The organism is Microbacterium sp. NFH-22A-Y (genome assembly GCF_021401375.1).
Classification (GTDB): Bacteria; Actinomycetota; Actinomycetes; order Actinomycetales; family Microbacteriaceae; genus Microbacterium; species Microbacterium hominis.
The window spans coordinates 890,668-914,795 of sequence record NZ_JACBGF010000001.1 but is presented as its reverse complement, the minus strand read 5'-3'; the positions used below and the strand labels follow the sequence as shown (position 1 = coordinate 914,795).

The 24,128-nt window shown below is 70.7% G+C and carries 21 protein-coding genes; 12 read left to right on the top strand and 9 right to left on the bottom strand.

Annotated elements, in window-relative coordinates:
- Nucleotides 1-37 precede the first annotated feature (37 nt).
- On the top strand, nucleotides 38-673 hold the full coding sequence (locus L0965_RS04350; protein ID WP_061782337.1) for an NADPH-dependent F420 reductase: 636 nt from the start codon (nucleotides 38-40) through the stop codon (nucleotides 671-673).
- A 16-nt stretch (nucleotides 674-689) separates the two neighbouring features.
- Here L0965_RS04350 and L0965_RS04345 read toward each other — a convergent pair whose 3' ends face one another.
- Nucleotides 690-1,049: a helix-turn-helix domain-containing protein gene (locus tag L0965_RS04345; RefSeq protein ID WP_060959985.1), complete on the bottom strand. Its 360-nt coding sequence runs from the start codon at nucleotides 1,047-1,049 to the stop codon at nucleotides 690-692.
- A 99-nt stretch (nucleotides 1,050-1,148) separates the two neighbouring features.
- Here L0965_RS04345 and L0965_RS04340 point away from each other — a divergent pair, with 99 nt between their 5' ends.
- A complete protein-coding gene (locus L0965_RS04340) occupies nucleotides 1,149-2,009 on the top strand; it encodes an NmrA family NAD(P)-binding protein (protein ID WP_061782336.1) in 861 nt (286 codons plus the stop codon).
- 28 nt (nucleotides 2,010-2,037) lie between these two features.
- Here the strand turns inward: L0965_RS04340 and L0965_RS04335 are convergent, their stop codons facing one another.
- Nucleotides 2,038-3,465 carry an NAD(P)/FAD-dependent oxidoreductase gene (locus tag L0965_RS04335; protein WP_101305780.1) on the bottom strand — a complete coding sequence of 476 codons (1,428 nt, stop codon included), beginning with the start codon at nucleotides 3,463-3,465 and terminating at the stop codon, nucleotides 2,038-2,040.
- 96 nt (nucleotides 3,466-3,561) lie between these two features.
- On the opposite strand from L0965_RS04335, the gene L0965_RS04330 reads away from it, so the two are divergent.
- Genes L0965_RS04330 through L0965_RS04315 form a run of 4 tightly spaced genes read left to right on the top strand, consistent with a single transcriptional unit; the run spans nucleotide 3,562 to nucleotide 6,767 of the window.
- Nucleotides 3,562-4,386, top strand: coding sequence for an ABC transporter ATP-binding protein (locus L0965_RS04330; protein WP_060959983.1), 825 nt, complete (start codon nucleotides 3,562-3,564; stop codon nucleotides 4,384-4,386).
- Nucleotides 4,383-5,090, top strand: a complete 708-nt coding sequence (locus L0965_RS04325; protein WP_060959982.1) for an ABC transporter permease — start codon at nucleotides 4,383-4,385, stop codon at nucleotides 5,088-5,090. The genes L0965_RS04330 and L0965_RS04325 overlap by 4 nt, the downstream gene beginning before the upstream one ends.
- A complete protein-coding gene (locus tag L0965_RS04320) occupies nucleotides 5,087-5,800 on the top strand; it encodes an ABC transporter permease (protein WP_060959981.1) in 714 nt (237 codons plus the stop codon). The genes L0965_RS04325 and L0965_RS04320 overlap by 4 nt, the downstream gene beginning before the upstream one ends.
- A 37-nt stretch (nucleotides 5,801-5,837) precedes the next feature.
- Nucleotides 5,838-6,767 carry an ABC transporter substrate-binding protein gene (locus L0965_RS04315; protein WP_060959980.1) on the top strand — a complete coding sequence of 310 codons (930 nt, stop codon included), beginning with the start codon at nucleotides 5,838-5,840 and terminating at the stop codon, nucleotides 6,765-6,767.
- A gap of 136 nt (nucleotides 6,768-6,903) precedes the next feature.
- Here the strand turns inward: L0965_RS04315 and L0965_RS04310 are convergent, their stop codons facing one another.
- From L0965_RS04310 to L0965_RS04290, 5 genes are all read right to left on the bottom strand, one after another.
- Complete coding sequence (locus tag L0965_RS04310) at nucleotides 6,904-8,220, bottom strand: LLM class flavin-dependent oxidoreductase (RefSeq protein WP_101305779.1); 1,317 nt, start codon at nucleotides 8,218-8,220, stop codon at nucleotides 6,904-6,906.
- Entirely contained in the window at nucleotides 8,217-9,530 is a 1,314-nt protein-coding gene (locus tag L0965_RS04305) for an O-acetylhomoserine aminocarboxypropyltransferase/cysteine synthase family protein (RefSeq protein ID WP_060959978.1), read from the bottom strand. The genes L0965_RS04310 and L0965_RS04305 overlap by 4 nt, the downstream gene beginning before the upstream one ends.
- Before the next feature lie 107 nt (nucleotides 9,531-9,637).
- Nucleotides 9,638-10,603, bottom strand: a complete 966-nt coding sequence (locus L0965_RS04300; RefSeq protein WP_101305778.1) for a squalene cyclase — start codon at nucleotides 10,601-10,603, stop codon at nucleotides 9,638-9,640.
- A 14-nt stretch (nucleotides 10,604-10,617) separates the two neighbouring features.
- A complete protein-coding gene (locus tag L0965_RS04295; protein WP_101305777.1) occupies nucleotides 10,618-11,694 on the bottom strand; it encodes a DNA glycosylase AlkZ-like family protein in 1,077 nt (358 codons plus the stop codon).
- A 45-nt stretch (nucleotides 11,695-11,739) separates the two neighbouring features.
- Nucleotides 11,740-12,690, bottom strand: coding sequence for an aldo/keto reductase (locus L0965_RS04290; protein ID WP_060959975.1), 951 nt, complete (start codon nucleotides 12,688-12,690; stop codon nucleotides 11,740-11,742).
- 272 nt (nucleotides 12,691-12,962) lie between these two features.
- On the opposite strand from L0965_RS04290, the gene L0965_RS04285 reads away from it, so the two are divergent.
- Nucleotides 12,963-13,454 carry an FBP domain-containing protein gene (locus tag L0965_RS04285; RefSeq protein ID WP_101307169.1) on the top strand — a complete coding sequence of 164 codons (492 nt, stop codon included), beginning with the start codon at nucleotides 12,963-12,965 and terminating at the stop codon, nucleotides 13,452-13,454.
- Between the two features lie 18 nt (nucleotides 13,455-13,472).
- Here L0965_RS04285 and L0965_RS04280 read toward each other — a convergent pair whose 3' ends face one another.
- The gene (locus L0965_RS04280; RefSeq protein WP_198553678.1) at nucleotides 13,473-17,060 is read right to left on the bottom strand and encodes a family 43 glycosylhydrolase; all 3,588 of its coding nucleotides are present in this window, start codon (nucleotides 17,058-17,060) and stop codon (nucleotides 13,473-13,475) included.
- A 223-nt stretch (nucleotides 17,061-17,283) separates the two neighbouring features.
- Between L0965_RS04280 and L0965_RS04275 the strand changes: the two genes are divergently transcribed.
- Both L0965_RS04275 and L0965_RS04270 read left to right on the top strand, forming a co-directional pair.
- On the top strand, nucleotides 17,284-18,315 hold the full coding sequence (locus tag L0965_RS04275; RefSeq protein WP_060959974.1) for an LLM class flavin-dependent oxidoreductase: 1,032 nt from the start codon (nucleotides 17,284-17,286) through the stop codon (nucleotides 18,313-18,315).
- A 137-nt stretch (nucleotides 18,316-18,452) separates the two neighbouring features.
- Nucleotides 18,453-19,106 (top strand): dihydrofolate reductase family protein, encoded by a 654-nt coding sequence (locus L0965_RS04270; RefSeq protein WP_061782334.1) that lies wholly within the window; start codon nucleotides 18,453-18,455, stop codon nucleotides 19,104-19,106.
- Between the two features lie 295 nt (nucleotides 19,107-19,401).
- Here the strand turns inward: L0965_RS04270 and L0965_RS04265 are convergent, their stop codons facing one another.
- Entirely contained in the window at nucleotides 19,402-20,709 is a 1,308-nt protein-coding gene (locus tag L0965_RS04265) for an esterase family protein (RefSeq protein WP_101305775.1), read from the bottom strand.
- 124 nt (nucleotides 20,710-20,833) lie between these two features.
- Here L0965_RS04265 and L0965_RS04260 point away from each other — a divergent pair, with 124 nt between their 5' ends.
- The 3 genes from L0965_RS04260 to cydB all read left to right on the top strand — a co-directional run bounded on the left by L0965_RS04260 (nucleotide 20,834) and on the right by cydB (nucleotide 24,046).
- Complete coding sequence (locus L0965_RS04260; RefSeq protein WP_101305774.1) at nucleotides 20,834-21,457, top strand: metalloregulator ArsR/SmtB family transcription factor; 624 nt, start codon at nucleotides 20,834-20,836, stop codon at nucleotides 21,455-21,457.
- A 100-nt stretch (nucleotides 21,458-21,557) separates the two neighbouring features.
- The gene (locus L0965_RS04255; RefSeq protein ID WP_060959970.1) at nucleotides 21,558-23,003 is read left to right on the top strand and encodes a cytochrome ubiquinol oxidase subunit I; all 1,446 of its coding nucleotides are present in this window, start codon (nucleotides 21,558-21,560) and stop codon (nucleotides 23,001-23,003) included.
- Nucleotides 23,004-23,011: 8 nt separating this feature from the next.
- Entirely contained in the window at nucleotides 23,012-24,046 is a 1,035-nt protein-coding gene (cydB, locus tag L0965_RS04250) for a cytochrome d ubiquinol oxidase subunit II (protein WP_060959969.1), read from the top strand.
- Nucleotides 24,047-24,128: the final 82 nt, after the last annotated feature.

The window sequence follows — 24,128 nt, the reverse complement described above, 5'->3', positions numbered from 1 at the left end:
GGGAATGCGCACAGGAGGCATGGCTGTTGCCCCTCGCATGACAACAGTGGGAATCATCGGAGCAGGACACATCGGCAGCGCGCTCGCGGAAGGTCTCGTCGCCCACGGGTACGACGTCGTGATCAGCAACTCGCGCGGCCCCGAGACGCTGGCCGGTCTCGTCGACCGTCTGGGCGCGCGCGCCCGCGCGGCGACCGCCGCGGAGGCCGCGGAGGCGGCGGACTGGGCCGTCGTCACGGTGCCGCTGAAGGCGATCGGCGACGTGCCGGCCGCCCCCCTGGCCGGCAAGATCGTGCTCGACACCAACAACTACTACTGGGAGCGGGACGGTCGCATCGCCGCGCTCGAGGACAAGACCACGACCACCACCGCCCTCGTGCAGGACCATCTCGCGGGTGCACGCGTCGTGAAGGCGTTCAACCACATCCCCGCCGCCGACATCCTCACCACCGGCGCTCCCGCCGGCACGCCCGGCCGACGCGCCCTCGCGATCGCGAGCGACCACGCGGATGCCGCGGCACTCGCCACGGCGCTCTACGACGCGTTCGGCTTCGACACCGTCGACATCGGCTCGGTCGCCGAGAGCTGGCGCGTCGAGCGCGACCAGCCGGCGTACGTCGTGCGCCAGGACGCCGACGAGCTGCGGGCGAACCTGGCGCGCGCGACGCGCTGATCCTCCCTCGGCGCGATCAGCGACCGACGATCTCGCCGGCGTTGTCGGCGATCCAGCTCATGAGCGGCAGGACGCGCTCCATGAGCTGGTCGCCGCGCGCGGTGAGGGCGTACTCGACGCGGGGCGGGACCTCCGGGTAGGCGGTGCGCACGACGAGCCCGTCGGCCTCGAGGGTTCGCAGCGTCGACGCCAGCATCTTCTCGCTGATGCCGTCCACGGCGCGCCGCAGCTCGCCCCAGCGGGCGGTGCCCTCGCTGAGCGCCAGCAGCACGAGGACGCCCCACTTGCTCATGACGTGGTCGAGGACCACCCGGGTCGGACAGTTCTCCGTGAACGCCTGATCGTTCTGGGTGCGTATTTCCGCAAGACTAACCATCACGTAGGTACCTTACGTGAAAGTGGGTACATGTTCTTCGGAATGTACTGATCCTCCGTACGGGTTCCCTCCCTCGGACCCCAACGAAAGGACCAACTCATGACCATCCTCGTCACCGGTGCCAGCGGGCACCTCGGCCACCTCGTCGTCGACGCGCTGCTGACGCGCGGCGCCACGGCATCCGACATCGTCGCCGGCGCGCGCTCGGTCGCCAAGCTCGACGACCTCGCCGCCCGCGGTGTGCGCACCGCACACGTCGACTACGACGACCCCGCCACGATCGCCGCCGCCCTGGAGGGCGTCGACACCGTGCTGCTGATCTCGGCCTCCGAGGCCGGTCGCCGCTTCGCCGGGCACAAGAACGTCATCGACGCGGCCGTCGCCGCGGGCGTGCAGAAGTTCGTGTACACGAGCGTCTCGAAGGCGACCACGTTCGACTGGGCCCTCGGCGCCGAGCACAAGGCCACCGAGGAGGCGCTCGCGGCGAGCGGCTTGCCGACGGTGATCCTCCGCAACGACTGGTACACCGAGAACTACCTCACCGACCTCCAGCGCGCCGCCGACTCCGGTGTCATCGCCGCCTCCGTCGCCGACGGTCGCGTCGCCGCGGCCGCCCGGGCCGACTACGCCGAGGCCGCCGCCGTCGTGCTGCTCGAGGACGGCCACCTCGGCCAGGTGTACGAGCTCGCCGGCGACCGCAGCCTGGGCTACGACGACCTCGCGGCCGCGGCCGGCGAGGCGCTCGGCCGCGAGGTCGCGTACGTTCCGGTCTCGCGCGACGACTTCGTCGCGGCCCTTCAGGGCGCCGGCCTGGATGCCGGGACCGCCGAGTTCGTCGCGGGCATGGAGGACGGCATCCGCGGCGGTGTCCTCGCCGACACGGATGGCACGCTGGCGCGCCTCATCGGCCGCCCGACGACCCCCGTCGTCGACACCTTCCGCGCCGCCCTCGCGGGCTGAACGGACGGCTCGGGGCGGTCGGGTCCGCTCAGACGGGACGCCCGATCGCCTCGAGCCACCGCAGCCACAGCTCGCTGAGCGTGGGGTACGCCGGCACCGCGTGCCACAGCCGCGTCAGCGGCACCTCGCCGACGATCGCGATCGTCGCCGCCTGCAGCAGCTCCGCCGTGTCGGCTCCGACGAGCGTCGCCCCCACGAGCACGCCGCGGTCGGTGTCGACCACGGCGCGGGCCTGCCCGCGGTAGTGCGCCGCGCGCGTGCTGGCACCGGCGATGTTGGCGAGATCCAGGTCGACGACGCGCGTCGCGAGCCCCTTCTCCTCGGCCTCCGCGGCGGTCAGTCCGACGGCCGCGACCTCGGGTGAGGTGAAGACGACCTGCGGCACGGCCGTGTGATCGGCCGTCGCGACGTGCGCACCCCACGGCGCGTCGTCGACCTCGCCGCCGCGGGCGCGCGCGGCGATGACGTCGCCGGCGGCGCGCGCCTGGTACTTGCCCTGATGCGTGAGCAGGGCGCGGTGGTTGACGTCGCCCACCGCGTACAGCCAGTCGCTGCCGCGCACGAGCATCGTGTCGTCGACGTCGAGCCACGACCCCGGTTCCCGTCCGGCGACCTCGAGGCCGACGTCGCCGGTGCGCGGGACGCGCCCGGTCGCGACGAGGATCTCGGATGCCGTCACCTCGCCGTCGGCGAGCGTCACCGTGACCGCGCCCGTCGCGGCATCCCGCGACACGGCCTGCGGGTGAGCGCCCGTGCGCACGTCCACGCCATCGTCCCGGAGCGCCTGAGCGACCGCCTCCCCGGCGAACGGCTCCATCGAGCCCAGGAGCCCCGAGCGGGCGAGCACCGTGACCGTGCAGCCGAACGACGCGTACGCCGTCGCCATCTCGCACGCCACGACGCCGCCGCCGAGGATCACGAGGGACTCCGGCACCTCCTGCACACCGGTCGCCTCGCGGGAGGTCCAGGGCGAGGCCGCGGCGAGCCCGGGGATGTCGGGCAGCAGCGCCGCCGACCCCGTGCACACCGCGACCGCGTGGCGGGCGCGGAGCACCGCGGCATCCGCACCGTCGCGCGTGACGGTCACCTCCTTCTCCGCGCTCAGGCGGCCGTGCCCGCGGACGAGCGCGATGCCCGCACCGTCGAGCCACTCGACCTGGCCGGAGTCGTTCCAGTCGTGCACGATCTCGTCGCGGCGCGCGAGCACCGCGGCCACGTCGACCGGGCCGGCGGGCGGGCTCGCGAGGGCCCCGGGCGCGTCGGCGGCGTCCGCGCGCGCGGCACCCGCGCGCAGCAGCACCTTCGAGGGCATGCACGCCCAGTACGAGCACTCCCCTCCGACCAGCTCCGACTCGACGATCGCGACCGTCAGTCCGCCCTGTACCGCCCGATCGGCGACGTTCTCGCCGACGGGTCCTGCTCCGATCACGATGAGGTCGTACTCTTGGACATCCATTCCTCACGCATACCGGACTGTGACGCCAGATTCCAGCCCCTTGTCGCCGTGTCGGGGGTATGTGGTTGGGTGGTTGAATCCGAGCCCGGAGGACGTATGGCGATCGAGTTCCGCTCCGTCACGAAGCGATTCGCTGACGGCACCGTCGCGGTGGACGACTTCAGCCTCGTCCTGCCCGCCCACAAGACGACGGTCTTCGTCGGCTCGTCCGGATGCGGCAAGACGACGCTCCTGCGCATGATCAACCGGCTCGTCGAGCCGACGAGCGGCGAGATCACGATCGACGGCGAATCGATCCGCGACCGCGATCCGGTGCAGCTGCGCCGGGGCATCGGCTACGTCCTGCAGAGCGCGGGGCTGCTGCCCCACTTCAGCGTCCTCGACAACGTCGCGACCGTCCCGATCCTCAACGGCACGCCCAAGAAGCAGGCGCGTGCGCGTGCGCTCGAGCTGCTCGACATCGTCGGACTCGATCGCGCGCTCGCCGACCGCTATCCCCGCCAGCTGTCCGGCGGCCAGCAGCAGCGCGTCGGCGTCGCGCGCGGACTCGCGGCCGATCCCAACATCCTGCTGATGGACGAGCCCTTCGGCGCGGTGGATCCCATCGTGCGCAAGGAGCTGCAGACCGAGACGCGTCGCCTGCAGCGCGACCTCGACAAGACGGTCGTCTTCGTCACGCACGACATCGACGAGGCGTTCCTCCTCGGCGACCAGGTCGTGATCCTCGAGAAGGGCGCGCACATCGCGCAGGTCGGCACGCCCGACGAGATCATCGAGAACCCCGCCAGCGCGTTCGTCGCCGAGTTCGTGGGGGTCGAGCGCGGATCGCGCGCGCTGACGCCGAAGAAGACCGCGCACGGCACGGTGCTCGTGGATGCCGCGGGCCGGGCACAGGGCGTGCTCGTCGACGGGGTGCCATGAACTGGGTCGCGAACAACCTCGATCTGATCGGCTCGCTGGCGCTCGCGCACCTGCGCCAGAGCGCGATCGCGATCGTCGCCGCCTTCGTCATCGCGCTCCCCCTCGGGTGGCTCGCCTGGCGGTACACGGCGCTGCGCGGGTCGGTGCTCACCACGATCGGGCTGCTGTACACGATCCCCTCGCTGGGGCTGTTCGCGCTGCTGTGGGCGGTCTTCGGCATCCCCTATCTCTCCGAGAGCAACCTCGTGATCGCGCTGACCGTCTACGGCGTGGCGATCATGACGCGCTCGGTCACCGATGGACTCGACTCCGTCGACGCCGCCACCCGCGACGCCGCGATCGCCGTCGGCTACGGCCCGTGGCGACGGTTCTGGACGGTCGACCTCCCGCTCGCCGGCCCGGTGCTGCTGGCCGGCCTGCGCGTCACCGCGACCTCCACGATCGCGCTCGCGACCGTCGGCATCCTCATCGGCGTCGAGAACCTCGGCTACCTCTTCACCAACGGGCTCCAGCGCCGGATCATCCCCGAGGTGCTGGCGGGCGTGGTGATCGTCGTGGTGATCGCGCTCGTCTTCGACCTCCTGCTCGTCCTCGCCGGACGCGTGCTCATGCCGTGGATGCCGCGACGCGACGGCAGCCGGGCCGAGCGCCGCGCACTGCGCCGTCTCGCCGCCCGTCGGCTCGACTCCGCGGAGGCCGCATGAATCTGTTCGCCGACGCCTTCGCGTGGATCTTCTCCCCCGACCGCCTCACCGGGTCGCTGCCCCTGCCCGAGGCGATCGCCCAGCACCTCGCCTTCACGTTCGGCTCGGTGCTCATCGCCGCGCTGATCGCGATCCCTGCCGGGTGGGCCATCGGGCACACCGGCCGCGGGCGCGAGTTCGCCGTCGCCCTCTCGGGCGCCGCGCGCGCCATCCCCACGCTCGGACTCGTCGTGCTGCTCTACCTCCTCGTCGGCGTCGTCTACAAGAGCCAAGCCGCGGTCGTCGCGTTCGTGATCCTCGCGATCCCGTCGATCCTCGCGGGGGCCTACGCGGGGTTCGAGGCGATCGACCGCTCGACCATCTCCGCCGCGCGGGCCGTCGGCATGACCGGCCGCCAGATCCTGTGGAAGGTGGAGGTGCCCCTCGGTCTGCCCCTGCTGATCGGCGGCCTGCGCTCGGCCACACTGCAGGTGGTCGCCACCGTGACCATCGCCACCTACGTCGGCTTGGGCGGCCTCGGCTTCTACATCATCCAGGGCATCCAGCTGCGCGACACCGCCCAGATCCTCGGGGCCTCGATCCTCGTCGTCGTGCTGGCCCTCGTCCTCGACGGCGTGTTCGCCCTGCTGCAGCGCATCGTCGTCCCCCGCGGCGTCGCCGCCCGCACGGCGCGTTCGCGCCCCGTGGCCCGGGCCGCGACGGCATCCTGACTCTTCCTCCCACAGCACCCAACGAAAGGCACCTCTCATGTCCGCACTGCGCACCTCCCGTCTCGGAGCGCGGCTCGCCCTGGCGGCGACAGCGCTCACCGTGACCGCCCTCGCCCTCACCGGCTGCGGCTCCAGCAGCTCCCTCGAGCAGCCCGCCGCCACCGGCGACGCGACCGGCTCGGCCTCCACCATCACCATCGGCTCTCAGGCGTACTACTCCAACGAGGTCATCGCCGAGATCTACGCCCAGGCGCTCGAGGGCGCGGGCTACACGGTGGAGCGCAAGTTCAACATCGGCCAGCGCGACGCCATCGTGCCGTCGCTGCAGAACGGCACCATCTCGCTGACGCCGGAGTACACCGGCAACCTGCTGCAGTACTTCGACAAGAACACCACCGCCACCACCACCGAGGACGTCTACGCGGCGCTCAAGAAGGCGCTGCCCGAGGGTCTCAGCGTCCTCGACCAGGCCTCGGCGACCGACCAGGACTCGTACAACGTGACCGCGGCCTTCGCCGCGGAGCACAACCTCACCTCGATCGCCGACCTGGCCAACGTCCCGAACCTCGTGCTCGGCGGCGCGCCCGAGCTCGAGCAGCGCCCCTACGGCCCCACCGGCCTGAAGGACAAGTACGGCGTCACCGTGAGCTTCAGCGCGACGGCCGACACCACGGTCGACGAGCTCGTCGCCGGCGGCGTCCAGCTCGCCGACGTCTACAGCGCCGACCCGAGCATCAAGACGAAGAACCTCGTCACGCTGGAAGACCCCAAGGGCCTCTTCCTCGCGTCGCACGTCGTCCCGCTCGTCAGCAGCTCGTTCCCCGCCGACGCGGCGGATGTCATCAACGCGGTCAACGCGAAGCTGACGCCCGAGGGCCTGGTCGCCCTCAACGTCGAGTCCAAGGTCGATCAGAAGTCGACGAAGGACATCGCCGCCGCCTGGCTGAAGGCCAACGGCCTGAGCTGAGGCGTCGGGCGTTTCGACTCGTCTGCGTTTCGACTCGTCGCTGCGCTCCTCGCTCAACGACCGGGCTACAAACTCCCGGTCGTTGAGCGAGCGCAGCGAGTCGAAACACCCCTCGCCCGTGCCGGCCGGAGCGGCGTCAGAACGACTGCAGGTTCGCCCGCAAGCCGCCGTCCGAGAGCTCGTCGCGGAGGATGCCGCGGCGACGCAGCACGGGAACCAGCTCGTCGAGCGTGCGGTGGATCGTCACCGGATGCAGGTCGCCCCACAGCAGCACGCCGTCGTTGCCCCAGTCGCCGAGCTCCTCGATGAGGTCGGCGAACTCCTCCGCCGTACCGACGAAGCCCGACCGGTCCGAGATGCGCCCCAGCCGCGCGAGCGCGGTCAGGTGCGCGCGCAACGGCGCGGTCGCGGCATCCCGATCGCCGATGAGCCGGCGCAGGGATCCCTGCGAGACGTGATCCGCGAACAGTCCCGCCGGCAGCGGCGCGTCGAGCTCGAGCGCGGTCAGATCGGTCTCCAGGTCGCTGGACTGGCGCTGCGCGATCAGGCGCAGCGCGTCGTCGTCGGGCCGCGCGGAGGCGGCGACCAGGCGATCGGCCTCCTCCGGCGACGACACGATCACCGGTGAGATGGCGAACATCACCGTCACATCCGACGGCGCACGCCCGCGCTCCACCGCGGCGGCGTGGATCTTCGCGCGGTACGCGCGGACGCTCTGCTCGGTGAGCGGAGCGAGCGCCAACTGGATGTCGGAGTTCGCCCCCGCGAACGCGAGCCCGCGGCCCGACCCGCCCGGAGAGGCGATCACCGGCTCCCCGCGGGTGAAGGGCACGGCGTTGAGCGGACCGTCGAAGGCGAAGTACTCGCCGCGGTGGCGGACGGCGTCGAGCCGGGCGCCGTCGGCGTAGACGCCGGTCGCGGCATCGCGCACGAGAGCGCCCTCCCCCCACGAGTTCCACAGCTCCCGCAGACCGGCCAGCCATTCCTCCGCGCGGTCGTAGGCGGCGTCGTGGCCGAGCGGCGCGGCATCGCCGAAATGGCGCGCACTGCCGGTGTCGGTCACGACGTTCAGCCCCAGCCGGTCGCCGCTCAGGTGCTGCAGCGTGGAGAACTGGCGGGCCGCGGTGTAGGGCAGGTACGCGGCGGGGTTGACCGTCGGGATCACGCCGAGGCGCTGCGTCGCCTGGAAGAGGTAGGGGGCGAGCAGCAGCGGGTCGAGCTTGGGACCGCCGAAGGCGTGGCGGATGCGCAGGTCGATCGTGTCCGGCGACCCGAGCGAGGGCGCGTCCTCGATGAGCACGAACTCGAACCCCGCGCGCTCGAGCTCGCGGACGGACTGCTGATACAGCTCGGGCCGGGTCCAGTCCCAGTTCCAGTCCAGGTACGGATGACCCCACCCGTGCGGCCCGAAGCCGCGCGCGAGGAACCAGCCGAAGTGCTGCGGACGCGTCATGCCAGTACCGCGACCGGCACGTCGCTGGCGACGGTGAGCGCGTGCGACAGGTCGTCGATGAGGTCGGCGGCATCCTCGATGCCGATCGACACGCGCAGCGTGCCGTCGTGCACGCCCACGGCGGCGCGCTCGGCATCCGTGAGCGCGGCGTGCGACGTGGATGCCGGGTGCAGCACCAGCGACCGCACGTCGCCGAGGTGGGTCATGTGGGTGAAGACCTCGAGGGCCTCGACGAACGCGCGGGCCGTGTCGGCGTCGCCGTGGAGGGTGAAGCTGAACACGGATCCGAAGCCGTCCGGGAGGTCGCGCAGCGCGAGATGGTGGTCGCGGTGGGCGGGGAGCCCGACGTAGTCGACGGAGGCCACCTCCGGACGTCCCGCCAACCACTGCGCGACCGCGAGCGCGTTCGCGCTCTGCCGCTCGACGCGCAGGCTCAGCGTCTCGATGCCCTGCCCGATCAGGAAGGCGTTCAGCGGCGACGGCGTGGGACCGAACCGGGGAGCGACGGCCTCGCGCGCATACGCGATCCGCGCATCGCCGCCCACCCGCTCGAACACGCTCGGGACACCGCCGCGACCGGGCGCCGTCAGATGCGGGTAGAGCCGTCCGAGGCTGGTCTCGTCGAGGCGACCGCTGTCGACGATCGCTCCCCCCAGCACGCTGCCGTGCCCGGCGAGGAACTTGCTCGCCGAGTGGACGACGACGTCGGCGCCGAGCTCCAGCGGACGGACGAGGTACGGGGTGGCGAACGTGTTGTCGATGACCAGGGCGATCCCGTGGCGGTGCGCGAGGTCGGCGAGCGCCGGGATGTCGACGAGGCGGTTGCTGGCGTTCGAGATGGACTCGGCGAACAGCACGCGCGTGGTCGGCAGGATCGCGGCCTCCCACGCCTCGAGGTCGTCGATCTCGGAGACGAAGGTCGTCGTGATGCCCAACCGCGAGAGGTTGTCGCGCAGCAGGCCCCGGGTGCCCTCGTACACGTGCGTCGAGGACACGACGTGCTGGCCCGCCTCGAGCAGTCCGAGCAAGGCGACCGTGGTGGCGGCCTGGCCGCTCGCGAGCAGGAGCGCCTGAGAGCCGCCCTCGAGGGCGGCGAGGGTGTGCTCGACGGCGTCGACGGTCGGATTGCCGATGCGCGTGTAGGCGTAGCCCTCGCCGCGACCGAAGTGCGCGGCCGCGTCGTCGTACTCGCCGAACTCGAAACCGGCGGTCAGGTAGATGGGCGTCGCGCGGGACGTCGCGATCCGGGCGTCGCCGTCGCGGCGTGCGCGCTCGTGCACCTGTCGGGTCGCGAATCCTCGCCTGCTCATGGCGTCCTCCTGTCCGCGCCGACGGCTCGGGACGCGTCGACGTCCCCATCGTCTCGGGACGGCGCGGTCACGGGCGAATCGCGTTTCGTCGTGTGACGCGTCGCGCGTCAGCCGTACGCGGCATCCCAGCGTCGCAGCGCACGCAGCGCGAGGAAGGTGACCCACTTCGACGGCTCGCCCACGGCGACGTCGAGCGGGAACCAGACGTCGCCGGCGAAGTGATGGCCCTGGAGCCACGTGCCGTCGGGGCGGCGGGCGACGCGCACGATCGCGATGCTGTCGGCGGCGCGGGGATCGGGCGGGATGCCGTCGTGCATCGCAGCGGCCGTCACGTGGTCGATCGCCTTGAGGGCGGTGAAGGGCGCCCGGTAAGGATGGACGATGACGTCGGTCCACGGCCCGACCTGCTCCCCCGTCGACAGGCGGGTGCGCAGGCGGCGTGCGAGCAGGTACTCCTCGCCCCGCCGGCGCGAGACCGCGAGGGAGGCGTCACCGGTGAGCTGCTCGTAGGCGAGGAGTCCGCGGACGGCGTTGATCGTCGAGTGGAACGACGACCGCACCGAACCGTCGACCCATTCGCAGTTCCACCCGCCGTCGGCGAGCTGGTGCGCGGGAAACCACGCCGCCAGCGCCGACATGTCGCGCCCCAGCCACGCGCCGTTGGCGAGCGTCATGGCGTTGATGCACACGTCGACCTCACCGTCCCAGTAGGGCAGGTCGTCGTACTCCCACCGGGCGCTGCGTTCCAGCCGATCGGCGGTGTCTCCGAGCGCGCCCGCGTCGGTGCCCCACTCGCGGAGGGTCGTCAGGGTCCAGGTGGTCGCGGTGTACGGCTGACCGGGCGTCTGATCCTGCGTGTCGACGTCGAAGTCGGCGGGAAAGAACGCTCCCCCCGCCCACCGGCCGTCGGCATCCTGGTGCGCGAGCAGGCGCGCACCGTCGCCCTCGACGGCGATCCGCGACCGCGTGCGCGCCCACACCTCCTCCGGCAGATCGAGCAGGTCGCGCTGCACCTGCCATCGCAACGTGGGGTCTGAATCCAGCAGCCAGTCACGGACGGCGTCGTCGATCATGCGGCCCGCTCCTCTCACCGCGCCCGCTGCACGGGCACACCCAGCCATCCGGCGAGGTCGTCGATCTCGGCATCCACCATCTCGCGCTCCTCCGGCTCCAGCGGCGTGAACTCGTGCACGGCGGTGACGACGAGGTTCTCCTTCTTCTTGTCGAGCTCGGCGTCGAGCAGCCCCACGAAACCGTCGCCGATGAGGATGGGATGCGCGAAGTATCCGTACCGGCGCTGCGCCTTCGGCTTGAACTGCTCGAGCACGAACTCGAACGCGAAGAGCTCGGTCAGGCGCGGACGGTCGAAGAGCATGCCGTCGTAGGGGTTGAGGATCGCGACGCGACCGCCGGCGTCGTCGTCGAGAGCCGCCAGCGCCGCCGGATCGACGCGCCACGACCACGACGAGCCCTCGACGGTCGCGGGCTCCCCCGCCATCCCCACCGGGGTCCACCGGGACTTCTGGCGGGCGATGCCCGCCGCCTGCAGCCGGCGCTCCTCGAGCAGCGCCGTCGCCTCGTCGGGGTCGAGCACCGGGACGTCGGCGTACACGCGTTCGCCGAGGTCCCACACCCGCTGGCGGCCCTCCCGACGGACGACCGCGGTCTCGCCGACGTACGACAGCAGGTCGAGCATCCTGGGCACCTGGTTCGAGCCGTACCAGCCGGCCTCGTCTTTGTGCGCGACCTGGCTGGTGTCGTCGATCTGACCGGCCAGCAGCGGGCCGTCGGCGCGGAGGCGCGCGATCACGTCGGCGCGGAAGCGCGCGTTGGCCTCCAGCCAGCCCGCCGTCTGCGCGCGGAAGACCCGCGCGCGCATCCGCGCGAGCATCGCCGGCAGCAGGGATGCCGCGTGGAACTGGCCGTCGAATTCGAACAGCGCCCGGTCGTCCTCGACCGCCTTCACGAGCTGACCGGGCTCGTAGCCCCAGCCGATGCGGCTGAACGGGATCGTCTGCTCGGCGGGCGCGATCGTGGCCGTCGGGTCGATCTTGATGGACCCGAGCTGCTCGCCGACCTCGACCACGTCTCCGGGACGATCGGCGTCGAGCAGCTGCGCCCGCACGGCGATGCGACGCGCCTGCTCCCGGCTCAGGTGATGCATGCCGCCACGGTACCCGCCGCATCCGACACCGCGCAGCCCGGGGGCTCACATGTCGGTGGGCGTCCACTCCGAGACCTCGTCGAGCTCGGCGACCTCGTCGGCCGTGAGCTCCACGCGACCGCCGTCGAGCAGATCGGCGACCTGCGACAGCTTCGACGCCGACGCGATCGGGGCGACGACGGTCGGCTTCGCGCGCAGCCAGCCGAGGGCGGTCGCGGCGATCGACACGTCGTGGGCCGTGCCGATGCGCTCCAGCACCTGGATGATCTGCAGGCCCTGCGGGGTCGCGTACACCGCGGCGCCCTGCGCGCGCGGGGTGTCGTGGGCAGCGGCATCCGTCGAGCGGTACTTGCCCGTCAGGAAACCCTTCGCGAGCGAGAAGTAGGGCACCAGCGACAGGCCGAACTCCTCGGCGACCGGCACGATGTCGTCCTCGGTCTCGCGGTGCACGAGGTTGTAGTGCGGCTGGATCGCGACCGGCTCGGCGACGCCCAGCTCACGGGCGATGCGCACCCACTCGCGGATGCGGTCGGCCGAGTAGTTCGACACGGCGGTGTAGCGGACGAGGCCGTCGGACACGAGCTGGCCGAAGGCCGCGACCGTCTCCTCCAAGGGCGTCTCGGCGTCGTCGAAGTGGGCGTAGTACAGGTCGATCGACTCGACGCCGAGCCGCTCGAGCGACGCCTCCGCGGCGGCGCGCACGGTGGATGCCGCGAGCCCCTTGAACTGCGGATGCTGGCTGACCTTCGTCGCGACGGTGACGTCGCCGTGGCCGCGCTCGGCCAGCCAGGCACCGATGATCGTCTCGCTCTCGCCGCCGCTGTGGCCGGGAGCCCAGGCGCTGTAGGAGTCGGCGGTGTCGATGAAGGTGCCGCCGCCGGCGTGGAACGCGTCGAGGATGCGGAAGGACTCCTCGCGGTCGGCCGTCCAGCCGAACACGTTGCCGCCGAGGGCGAGGGGGAAGACGTCGATGTCGGTGTGCGCGATGCGGGTCATACCTCGATCCAACCACCGCCGTGGCGGACGTGTTCCGCGCATTCCGATCTGTTGCAGGGCCGGACGCGTACGCTGGAGGGGTGAGTATCGGGAACGGCCCCCGCCGTGCGGGCCAGAGGGAGGTCATCGGCGAGCTCTTCGCCGATGAGAGGTGACGTCGCCCCGGCGCCGTGCGCCGCGTCTCGCACGCGGCCGGCGCTGATCGTCGACCTTCCGTCACGGATGCCGCCGCGGCATCCGCCTTCGCACGACTCTCACCGAAGGGCATGCTCATGTACGCACTCACCGAAGCGCAGATCCGCGCCTCGCTCATCAACGTCACCCAGTCCGAACGCCGCAGCCTCACCCTGCCGGCCGACTTCCCGGACACGGACTGGGACTCCCGGCAGTTCTACGGCACCCGCGACCGCAAGCTGGCGCTGGTCGGCTACGTCGTCGTCGAGCTCGACGGCGAGCCCACCGGCCTGCTGCTGCGCCAGGCCGACACCCGGCCGAAGAGCCGCGCGCAATGCTCGTGGTGCGCCGACATCCACCTGCCGAACGACGTGCTGCTGTTCACCGCGAAGCGCGTGGGTGACGCCGGACGCCGCGGCGACACGGTCGGCACGCTCGCGTGCGACCGCTTCCAGTGCAACGACAACGCGCGCCGTCGTCCCGCGTCGGCCTACGTCGGGTTCGACGTGGAAGCCGCGCGCGCGGCGCGCATCGCCGCGCTGCGCGAGAACGTCGAGGCGTTCGTCCGCAGCGTGCGCGACGGGCGATAGACGCGGTCTCGCCGCGGGTCAGGCGGACCCGCGGCGGCGACGCCGCACCAGAAGCGCCCCGAGGCCCAGGAGGACCAGCGCGGTGAGCAGGATCGACACGGCGGTGGTCGCGTCGCCGCCGGTCACGGCGAGGGCGTCGTCGCCGGCGGTCACCGTGATGGGCGCCCACCCGATCACCGTTCCGTCGGCGTCGGCGACGACCACGCGGTGCGCGCCGAGGCTCATCCCCGCGGGCACCGTGACGGTGGCCGCGTGGGCCGTCGTGACCGTCGCCTGCCCCAGGTACGTCGGGGTCGAGAACATCCACACGTGGACCGGAGCTCCCGGCTGCACACCGGGCACCGTCAGCGTGAGCGACGCTCCCGCGCGGACCGTGCGGGGCGCGGTCACCGCACCCTCCAGCGCCGCGGTCAGATCGCTCTCCGCGGGGGCGAGCACACCGCCCGGCGTCGGGGTCGACGTGGATGCCGCGGGCACCGTGACCGTCCGCGCGGCCTCCACGTTGCCGATGAGATCGACCGCGCGGTAGCCGACGACCGTCGCCGCATCGCCGACGACGACCGCGCCGGTGGCGGGCGACCAGTCCGCGGCGTCGCCGATCCGGTACTCGATGCGGGCGAGGCCCGAATGCGCATCGACCGCGGTCAGGGTGACGGTGCGGGCGGCGGCATCCGTCACCGCCGTCGTCACCGGCGCATCGACGTCGATCGAGAACGACGCCGTGCCGCCCGAGCCGGCGACCGCCTCGCCGTCCTCGCTGGCGCGGTAGTCGAGCTGGTGCGCTCCGGATGCCGCGACGACGATCTCGCCCGCGTAGCCCTTCCACTCGCCGCCGTCCTGGCGGTACTCGATGTCCGCCTTCGCGCGCTCGTTGAGCGCGAGCGTCACCGACACAGCACCGCGGTACCACCCGGAGACCTCGGGCGCGTTCGACGTCACCGTGGCGGTGACCACCGGCGCGACGTACGGCCCGTCTTCGAGCGACGCGATCGCGCTGTTGAGCGCCTGCGCCGGGGCATCCACCTCGTTCTGCGTCGAGGGCTCCGCCACCGACGTCGCCCACGAGAGCGCCTTCTGCACCTTCGCCCACGACGGCGCCGTGTAGTCGCGCTCGTCCAGCCGGGACGCCTCGCGCACCAGCCAGTCGAGGTCGGCCGTGTCGACGGCGAGCCCGTCTGCGGTCAGCACGTCGGAGAGGGAGAAGTCGTCGAAGTCGGCGTGACCGCCGCTCGTCTGCGTGGCGTAGCTGAACAGCCCGAACCGCTGGCCCTTGAAGTGCTTGGACTCCCATGACGAGCGCTTGGCCTGCGCATCGCCCAGCGCCTGCCAGGTGACGCCGTCCCAGCTGTAGTAGAAGCGGACCGTGTTGCGGTCGGCCCCGGACTTGCGCATGTTGAGGTCCGCCTTGAGCGAGACGCTGGTCACGCCCTGGGGCACGGCGACGCTGGCGAGGAAGTCCTCCACGGTCGCGATCGACTCCTGATCGGTGTAGTCGCGCACGGGACGGTTCACGATTCCCAGCGTGGAGACGCCGTCCTTCTTGGCGACCCCGATGTAGCTGAGCTGCCGGTTGTAGACCGCGAGACCCGAGACGTCCCCGTCCTTGAGGCCCGAGAAGTCCAGCCTCGTCTGCGCGGAGGATGCCGGGGCGAACGTCCGCTGCGACAACGTGTTGCGCGCCTCCTCGAAGTACGTCAGCTGGTACTGCTTGTTGGCCGCACCGGTCACGACGCGACCGTTCGTGAGACGCAGCCAGCCGTCGCGATCGGTCAGCGACCAGTACCGGTTGTCGACGTTGTGCCCCCACTGCCACGGCAGGGCGAGGTGGGAGCCGTTGTCGGCACCCTCCGCGGAGGTGTAGTAGTCGGGCACCGGACGGTCTCCGACCATCGAGACGTCGTCGACGAAGAAGATGTCCGGCACGGTGGTCGAGCCGGCCGTGACGATCGAGACCCTCGCGGTGGCGACGTCGACCTCAGCGGGGACCGTGAACTCTCCCGCGACCTGGACGAAGGTGGTCGGCGCGGAGGCCGAACCCTTGGGCACGCTCGCCTGCGCCATCGGGTAAGAGTGTCCCTTTCCGTCGCTCAGGGTGATCGCGAACGTCGCCGGGTCGCTGCCGGCGTCGCGGTAGTGCACCCACGCCGACACCGCGTAGGTCGAACCGCGCTGGAGGGTCGTCACCGCTTGCGACGCGCCGGCGCCGTCGGTCGTGCGACCGTTGACCTTCAGCGACATCGCGCCCTGGTGGCGCGTGGAGTAGCCCAGGCTGAGGCTCGCGCCGCTCAGCGCCTGCCATCCCGTCGTGCCGGCTTCGATCGTGCCGTTGGCGATGTGCTCGCCCCGGGACTCGGGCACCACCACCTCGGGCGCGGGCACGTTGGGGTTGCGGAAGTCGCGCGGCGTGGCGTCGTTGGAGAACTGGTCGGAGGTGACGACGCTCGCCGCCTGGGCCGTGCGGGCATCCGCCGCGCTCAGCGTGACGGGCATCGGCTGCGTTCCGGGCAACGGCACCTGCGAGCTGCCGAGGACGCCGGTGCCGAACACGGGCCAGGCATCCGGGTCGGCGGCATCCCACGCCACCGGCACCAGCACGGGAATGCGCCCGGTCGGGTAGTCGTCGCCGAACAGCAGCGCCCACTGCGGCGTCGCCGAATCGCCCGTGCCGATGAATCCGCCCTGCGCGACGAGGTTGGAGCCGACCCCCACGCGGACCTCGTATGGATCGGATGCCGCGGAGCCGAGCAGGCTCCGGGAGCGCAGCACGATCGCCTGGCGGCCGTACTTCCCCCAGGTGATGCCGAGGATGTAGTAGTACCCGTTGATGTACTCGACCTGGTTGCCCTCCCAGCCGCTGCCCATCACCTCGGTCGTGCTCAGGCCCGTGTTGTTGATCGCGGTGGCCGTGGTGGCGGCGACACGGTCGCTGATCACCGAGTGGAGGTCGGGACTCATCTGCGCGATCTGGGTCGACGAGCTGCCGTAGACGATGTACGGGGTGTCACCGTCGAAGAAGATGTTGGGGTCGTGGAAGCTCCGGTTGTAGCTGAACTTGTCCCACTGTCCGCTTTCGATGTCGGTCGTCGTGAAGAGGTAGGCGTGACCGTTGTTGTTGCTGTTCATCACGACGTAGAACGTGCCGTCGTGGTAGCGCAGGGTGCTCGCCCACTGCCCCTGTCCGTAGGCACTGTAGCCGTTACGGAGCGCGTTGGTGTCGGTGACCTCCATCACGTCGTAGACGTAGTTGACGATCTCCCAGTTCACGAGGTCGTAGGAGCGCAGGATGGGCGCGCCGGGCGTCAGCTCCATCGTCGTGGAGATCATGTAGTAGGTGTCGATGCTCGCCCCTGCGGTGCCGGCGGGGATGCGGATCGTGGCCACGTCGGGCACGTCGGAGCCGATGATCGCGTTCAGGAAGGTGCCGTCGGCGGTCTGGGTGGACGTGAAGCTCTTGCCCTGACCCGACCAGGCATCGTCGTCGTCGGCGGCCTGCGCCGTGGACGCACCGACGATCGTGCCGGACAGCATCGTCGCCACGGCGACGGCGAGCGCTGATCCCCTCCGCAGACGTCGTCGGGATGGGGTGGGCGGGCTGGTGATCGTCACGGGATGAGTCCCCTCCTGCGCGTCGCTGCGCTGTCGTGATCCGCCGGCTTCGGCAGCGACGATGCGTGCCGAAGGGTGCGAACGCGCGTCGTTCACAGGGCGATGACCGCATGTTAGCGGGAACAATCGCGCGGAGGCAATCTCCGTCGCCTCCGGCGGACCCGCGGCAGCCGCGACATCCATTCAGTGGAATGGATGCGGGAAGCGTAACGTTGCCCCCATCATGCAACGCTTCGGAACCCTCTCCTTCGGCCACTACGGCCCGCTCGGCGGCGGGCGCGAGCTCACCGCCGGCGACATGCTGCACCAGGCGATCGACCTCGCGCAGGGCATGGACGACCTCGGCGTCAACGGCGTCGCGGTGCGCGTGCACCACTTCGCGCGCCAGCAGGCCGCCCCCATGCCGCTGCTGTCGGCGATGGCCGCCAAGACGAAGCGGATCGAGGTGGGCACCGGCGTCATCGACATGCGCTACGAGAACCCGCTCTACCTCGCCGAGGAGGCCGCCGCCGTCGACCTCATCTCCGACGGGCGCCTGGCGCTCGGCGTGAGCCGCGGCTCACCCGAGACGGTCGTGCGCGGCTACGAGAAGTTCGGCTACACCGGGGCAGACCCCCGCGGGGCCGACCTCGCCCGCGAGCACATGGACCTCTTCCTCCGCGCGATCGACGGCGAGGGCCTCGCCGAGCGCGACGCGAACTCCCCCTTCGGCGGCGGCCACGGCCTGCAGCGCATCGAGCCGCATTCGCCCGGGCTGCGCTCGCGCGTGTGGTGGGGCGCGGGCTCGCGCGACACGGCCGAGTGGGCGGGGCGCACGGGCCTCAACCTCATGTCCTCGACCCTCGTCACCGAGGCGGACGGCCGTCCCTTCGACATCCTGCAGGCCGAGCAGATCGACCGCTTCCGCGCCGCCTGGGCCGAGGCCGGGCACACCGGCACGCCCCGTGTCTCGGTGAGCCGCTCCGTGTTCCCGATCACGACCGCGGAGGACGAGCTGTACTTCGGCCACAGCCAGGAGGGCGACGGCATCGGCTACATCGACGGCTTCCGCTCCACGTTCGGCAAGACCTACGCCGCGGCGCCCGACGTGCTCGTCGAGCAGCTGCGACAGGATGCCGCGGTCATGTCCGCCGACACCCTCATGCTCACCATCCCCAGCCAGCTGGGTGTGGAGTTCAACCTGCGGATCATCGAGTCCTTCGCCCGCCACGTCGCCCCGGCGCTCGGCTGGCAGTCCACCCTCGCCTCCGCGTAGGGAGCGGATGCGGACGAACGCATCGGATTCGGACGGCGGATGCCACGGCATCCGAATCCGGTGCGCGTCTCCGCAGACGGGCATGACGTCCGGATCGGTGATTGACGCCGCGACGGGGATGATCGACGCTGGTGACCATGAGCCGCGTCCGCCTCGACCTGAACATCTCCCTCGACGGTTTCGCCACCACCACCGATCAGACGCCCGAGAACCCGTTCGGTGAGGACTGGATGCGGCTGACGCGGGACTACACGGCGACCCGCACCTTCCGCGAGCGCGTGCTGCACGACTCGTCGGGCGCCGGCACGACCGGCGTCGACGACCGCTACGCGATGCGCTACTTCGCCGACCTGGGCGCGGAGATCATGGGCGCCGGCATGTTCGGTCTGCACGAGCACGGCGACGACCCCGAGTGGCGCGGCTGGTGGGGCGAGGAGCCGCCCTTCCGCATCCCCGTGTTCGTCCTCACCCACACACCCCGGGCATCGATCGAGATGGCCAACGGCACGAGCTTCCACTTCCTCGACGCGAGCCCGCACGACGCCCTGGCCCGGGCGCGCGCCGTCGCCGGCGGCGGCGACATCCGCATCGGCGGTGGGGCCACCACGGCGCGCGACTTCCTCGACGAAGGGCTCGTGGACGACATCCACGTGGCGGTCGTGCCGATCCTGCTGGGCCGCGGCATCCGCCTGTGGGACGACCTCCGCGGGCTGGAGAACGGCTACCGCGTGACGTCGGAAGCGGCCGAGAGCGGCGTGACCCACATCACCTTCAGCCGACCGCCGGAGTGACCGCGCGCCGCCGTCGGTGCCGGACGGACGATGAAGGCGACCGCCGTATCCCCCCAGACCGGCGATCGCCCTCATCGATGCGCTGGCCGACTTCGGGCGCCGGCTCGCGTACTGACGACGCTACGTGGTTCGGCTCGTACGAGACAGCGATCGGCGCGAATCTTGCGGCATCCTCAACATTCACGCGCATACGACCCGGGAACGCCGTCCGAGGCACTCTCGGCCTGCGGAAATCTTGCGCAGATCTTGAGGTCGCCGATCTTGACGCGACGCCGACGCGAAGGTAAAAGCGTCGTCACCCGCCGGGCGTCACGGAGAGCCCGAGCACGGGGTACAGCACCGTGAAACCCTCCACGATCCCGAGCTTCAACGCGTCGCCGGTGTGACCGGCGCCGGGGATGTCGTAGCGCGTCACGGTCATTCCGGCCTTCTGCGCGGCGGCCGCGACGGCGTCGGCGTGGGCGCGATAGGTCGGATCGTCCGCTCCCGCGGTGAACACCGCGGTCATTCCGGCATACGTGCCCGCCGGCGCGGCGGCCAGGACGTTGACCGGCTTGGACGCCTCGAACGCGGCCGCGTCACCGCCGAAGATCGTCTTCGTGATGTTCTCCACCTGCTCGGAGCCGGGGAACGGCTCCCCCGAGATGTCCAGGATGTTCTTCCAGAGTCCGGGGTAGTCGGCACCGAACGACAGCGCACAGCCGCCGCCGTTGGAGTACCCCGCGATCGTCCAGTAGGCGGGGTCTTGGATGATGTTCAGGTTCGCCTTGGCCCACGCCACCACGTCCTGCGTGACGTAGGTGCGGGCGCGGCCGTAGGCGCTCGAATCGGCGCACGCGGTGTCGTTGACCGCCGAGCCCACCTGGTCTGCGACGATCACGATCGGCGCCAGGCCGTGGTTGCGCGCCGCGAAGTCGTCCAGCACGTCGCTGATCGCCGTCGGGTCGGGGTTGCCGGGGTGGCCCATCATCATGATCACCAGCGGCAGCGCCGGCGCGTTCGGGACGAGGGCGGCGGGCGGGAGGTAGATGCCCGCCGGACGCGCGTCGAACCCGGATGCCGTGGCGGGGATGTTCCGGGTTCCGCGCGTGCCTTTCTGCGGCATCCCCGCGGGCGGGACGAACGACTGCGCGAGCGGGACGGCCGGCGCCGCCCCGTTCGTGTTGTCGGCGTGCGGAAGGTCGATGCTGTTGTCGACCGCGATGCCGAACAGCGTGCCGAGCGTCGGGTTGAGCCCGAAGGAGGCGTTGGCCCCGATCGTCGCGGAGACGAGGAAGCTGAGGACGGCCACCGCCGACACGATCCGCCGCCACGGACGGGCACCGACCATCGCCCCGATCGCCCATCCGGATGCCGCGAGCGCACCGGCCGCCCACTGGAGCACGAACGCGGGGAGCGGGTCGGCGCCGAACACCTGCGAGCGGTCCACGAGGTGCACCGCGAGCACCGCGAGGCCGGCCCCGGCGACCGCGCCGATCACCGCCCACAGGAGGGCGCGTCGATCCCACCGGCGCACGAGCACGACGGCGAGGAACACGGCGGCCACGGCGTGGACCACGATCGGAACGGCACCACCGATGATCGGCAACTGCCAGATCTGCATGCTCCGACTCTAGGGGCGCAGACCTGAGGTCGCGCTGAGCGGATGCGGAGCTTCCGCGGGACCGGAAGAAAGCGCCGGATTTCGGGGGTGGCGGTGGGGGGCGTCACCGTGAATAATGTGAGGTATGACCACAGGTCGCCCGGTTGGGTACAGCGCCATTTCCAGCTATTCACGTGTCGAGATCCTGCACCTCGTGCAGGAGCAGCCGCGTCGCACGATCACCGAGATCGTCGATGCGACGGGGCTGCATCCGAACACCGTGCGCGAGCATCTGCAGCGCCTGATCGACGAGGGATACGTCGTCTCGGCAGCGGAGCACCGCACGACCCGCGGGCGTCCGCGCGTGCTCTACAGCGCGGCCGACGGCGTGCGCGCCTCGAGCCCGATCCAGCGGCGCAAGGTGCGCGCCGCCGCCGAACGCGGCGACCTCATGCGGCGGGTGCTCCCCGGCGCGGCGCCCGAGCTCGACACCGACGCGCTGCACCAGGTCGACGCCCTGGTCGAGGACCTCATCGACGCGGGCTTCGACCCGCTCGTCGACGAGCGGGAGCTGACGGTCGACCTGACCCCGTGCGCGCACGCCTCGTCACAGGCGGAGCACCGCGAGATGCTCTGCCAGGTGCACCTGGGCCTCATGCAGAGCGTGCTCGCCGCCGCCGGCGGACCGCTCGCGGTGGACGAGATGCGCCCCTCCTGCGACCCGCGCGAGTGCGTCGTCCAGCTGATGTTCGCCCCGGCCACGGCCTGATCAGAACCCTTTTCTTTTTCACGGCCCAGCGCCTCCAAGGCTGGGAAAACCCTGTGTAGCTTCAGTCTCGAAGAAGACTCCCACCCTCGGAAGGATGACGATGGACTTCCTGGATCCGCTGCTGCTCGCACGATGGCAGTTCGGTCTCACGACCCTGTACCACTTCATCTTCGTGCCGCTCACGCTCGGCATGTCGCTGTTCGTCGCCATCTTCCAGACGGTCTGGCACCGCACGGGAGACGTGAAGTGGCTGCACCTCACGCGCTTCTTCGGGAAGATCTTCCTGATCAACTTCGCGATGGGCATCGTCACCGGCATCGTGCAGGAGTTCCAGTTCGGCATGAACTGGTCGAGCTACTCCCGCTTCGTCGGTGACGTCTTCGGCGCCCCGCTCGCCTTCGAGGGTCTGATGGCCTTCTTCTTCGAGGCCACGTTCATCGGTCTGTGGATCTTCGGGTGGAACAAGCTGCCCCGCCGCATCCACCTGCTCACCATCTGGATGACGGTCGTCGGCACCTGGCTGTCGGCCTACTTCATCCTCGCGGCCAACGCGTTCATGCAGAACCCCAAGGGCTACCAGATGTCGGCCGCGGGCCACCGCGCCGAGATGGCCGACTTCTGGCAGGTGCTGACCAACCCGGTCGCCCTGACGCAGTTCCCCCACACGATCTCGTCGGCCATCATGTTCTCCGCCGGCGTCGTGATCGCGGCATCCGCGTGGCACCTCGCCCGCAAGCAGAACGTCGAGATGCTGCGCCCGGCGCTGAAGTTCGGGCTCTGGGCGATGATCGCCGGCTTCGTGGCCGTGTTCCTCTCGGGCGACCAGCTGGGCCTGGTGATGGTGCAGACCCAGCCCATGAAGATGGCGGCCGCGGAGGCGATGTTCAACACCGCGTGCGGCGCGGACGCCTCGTTCTCGATCTTCTCGATCGGCACGCCCGACGGCACCGGCGAGGTGTGGTCGCTGCGCGTCCCCTACGTGCTCGCCTTCCTCTCGACCCACGACTTCAACGGCTGCGTCGAGGGCATCAACGACCTCAACCAGCTCTACACGACGCAGCTGTTCCCGCAGTTCGCGGATCAGGTCGACGGCAACTTCGCCCCCGTCCTGTGGGTCACCTACTGGGCCTTCCGCTGGATGATGGGCTTCGGCCTGCTCGCCACGGCGATCGCCGTCGCCGGCCTGTGGGTGACGCGCAAGAAGGCGAAGCGCCCCGTCGCCGGCTGGATGTGGAAGCTGGCCATCTGGCAGGCGCCGCTGGCCCTGCTCGGCATCCTCGTCGGCTGGATCTTCACGGAGATGGGACGCCAGCCCTGGATCGTCTTCGGCCTCATGCTCACCGAGGACGGCGTCTCGCCCAACGTGCCCGGCTGGACCGTGCTGATCTCGCTCATCGCATTCACCGCGATCTACGCGATCCTCGCGGTGGTCGAGTTCGGCCTCATCTTTAAGACGGTCAAGGAGGGCCCGCAGCCGCTGCCCGAGCCCGGTGACCCCGATCCGTCCGACGTCCCGGTCGATCAGACCCCGTCCACGGTCTACTAGGAGCTGACATGGACCTCGCCTATCTCTGGTTCTTCATCGTCGGAGTGCTGTTCGTCGGCTACTTCGTGCTCGACGGCTTCGACTTCGGTGTCGGCATGTCGCTGCCCTTCCTCGGCAAGGACGAGGTGTCGCGCCGCCAGGTGATCAACACGATCGGCCCCGTGTGGGACCTCAACGAGACCTGGGTCATCGTCGCCGGCGCCTGCCTGTTCGCGGCGTTCCCGGAGTGGTACGCGACGCTGTTCAGCGGGTTCTACCTGCCGCTGCTGCTGATCCTGCTGGCGCTCATCGCGCGCGGCGTCTCGTTCGAGTACCGCCACCAGCGCGACGACCTGCGGTGGAAGCGCCGCTTCGACGCGATGATCGTGGTCGGCTCGGCTGTGCCCGCCCTGCTGTGGGGCGTCGCGGTCGCGAACATCGTGCAGGGTGTGCCGATCGACGCCGACAAGAACTTCACCGGTTCGCTGTTCACGCTCCTCAACCCGTATGGGCTGTGGGTGGGCGTGACGACGCTGCTGCTGTTCTTCCTGCACGGCGTGTACTTCGTCGGCCTGAAGACCGACGGGCAGGTGCACCACGACGCGCAGGCGCTCGGCAAGAAGCTCGCGATCCCCACCGTGATCTTCGCCGCGGGCACGGTCGTCTGGACGATCTTCATCGCCGCGGGCCGCGAGGCGCCGCTGCTGTGGGCCGTCATCGCGTGCGGCGTCATCGCCGCGGTCGCGCTGCTGCTGTCGGTGTGGCTCAACATCGCCGACCGCGACGGCAAGGCCTTCGCCGCCGGCGCCGTGACGATCGTCTTCGCGGTGCTCACGCTGTGGCTGGCCCTGTTCCCCTACGTGATGCCGTCGACGACCGACGACGCGTTCAGCCTGACGATCTCCAACGCCTCGAGCACGACCATGACGCTGCAGATCATGTCGTGGGCCGCGCTGATCTTCCTGCCGCTGGTGCTCGCCTACCAGGCGTGGACCTACTGGGTGTTCCGCAAGCGCATCACCCGCTCGACGATCGAGAAGGCCGAGCTGGCCGAAGCGCACTGACACTCACCGCCGAGCCGCCACGTTCTGTTCGAGCCGACATGCTTCGGCCGGCCGGAACGTGGCGGCTCGGCCGTGTGATGGC

Coding starts and splice junctions, on each gene's coding strand:
- L0965_RS04350 (WP_061782337.1), top strand. CDS start 38: ATGACAACAGTGGGAATCATCGGAGCAGGACACATCGGCAGCGCGCTC.
- L0965_RS04345 (WP_060959985.1), bottom strand. CDS start 1,049: ATGGTTAGTCTTGCGGAAATACGCACCCAGAACGATCAGGCGTTCACG.
- L0965_RS04340 (WP_061782336.1), top strand. CDS start 1,149: ATGACCATCCTCGTCACCGGTGCCAGCGGGCACCTCGGCCACCTCGTC.
- L0965_RS04335 (WP_101305780.1), bottom strand. CDS start 3,465: ATGGATGTCCAAGAGTACGACCTCATCGTGATCGGAGCAGGACCCGTC.
- L0965_RS04330 (WP_060959983.1), top strand. CDS start 3,562: ATGGCGATCGAGTTCCGCTCCGTCACGAAGCGATTCGCTGACGGCACC.
- L0965_RS04325 (WP_060959982.1), top strand. CDS start 4,383: ATGAACTGGGTCGCGAACAACCTCGATCTGATCGGCTCGCTGGCGCTC.
- L0965_RS04320 (WP_060959981.1), top strand. CDS start 5,087: ATGAATCTGTTCGCCGACGCCTTCGCGTGGATCTTCTCCCCCGACCGC.
- L0965_RS04315 (WP_060959980.1), top strand. CDS start 5,838: ATGTCCGCACTGCGCACCTCCCGTCTCGGAGCGCGGCTCGCCCTGGCG.
- L0965_RS04310 (WP_101305779.1), bottom strand. CDS start 8,220: ATGACGCGTCCGCAGCACTTCGGCTGGTTCCTCGCGCGCGGCTTCGGG.
- L0965_RS04305 (WP_060959978.1), bottom strand. CDS start 9,530: ATGAGCAGGCGAGGATTCGCGACCCGACAGGTGCACGAGCGCGCACGC.
- L0965_RS04300 (WP_101305778.1), bottom strand. CDS start 10,603: ATGATCGACGACGCCGTCCGTGACTGGCTGCTGGATTCAGACCCCACG.
- L0965_RS04295 (WP_101305777.1), bottom strand. CDS start 11,694: ATGCATCACCTGAGCCGGGAGCAGGCGCGTCGCATCGCCGTGCGGGCG.
- L0965_RS04290 (WP_060959975.1), bottom strand. CDS start 12,690: ATGACCCGCATCGCGCACACCGACATCGACGTCTTCCCCCTCGCCCTC.
- L0965_RS04285 (WP_101307169.1), top strand. CDS start 12,963: ATGTACGCACTCACCGAAGCGCAGATCCGCGCCTCGCTCATCAACGTC.
- L0965_RS04275 (WP_060959974.1), top strand. CDS start 17,284: ATGCAACGCTTCGGAACCCTCTCCTTCGGCCACTACGGCCCGCTCGGC.
- L0965_RS04270 (WP_061782334.1), top strand. CDS start 18,453: ATGAGCCGCGTCCGCCTCGACCTGAACATCTCCCTCGACGGTTTCGCC.
- L0965_RS04265 (WP_101305775.1), bottom strand. CDS start 20,709: ATGCAGATCTGGCAGTTGCCGATCATCGGTGGTGCCGTTCCGATCGTG.
- L0965_RS04260 (WP_101305774.1), top strand. CDS start 20,834: ATGACCACAGGTCGCCCGGTTGGGTACAGCGCCATTTCCAGCTATTCA.
- L0965_RS04255 (WP_060959970.1), top strand. CDS start 21,558: ATGGACTTCCTGGATCCGCTGCTGCTCGCACGATGGCAGTTCGGTCTC.
- cydB (WP_060959969.1), top strand. CDS start 23,012: ATGGACCTCGCCTATCTCTGGTTCTTCATCGTCGGAGTGCTGTTCGTC.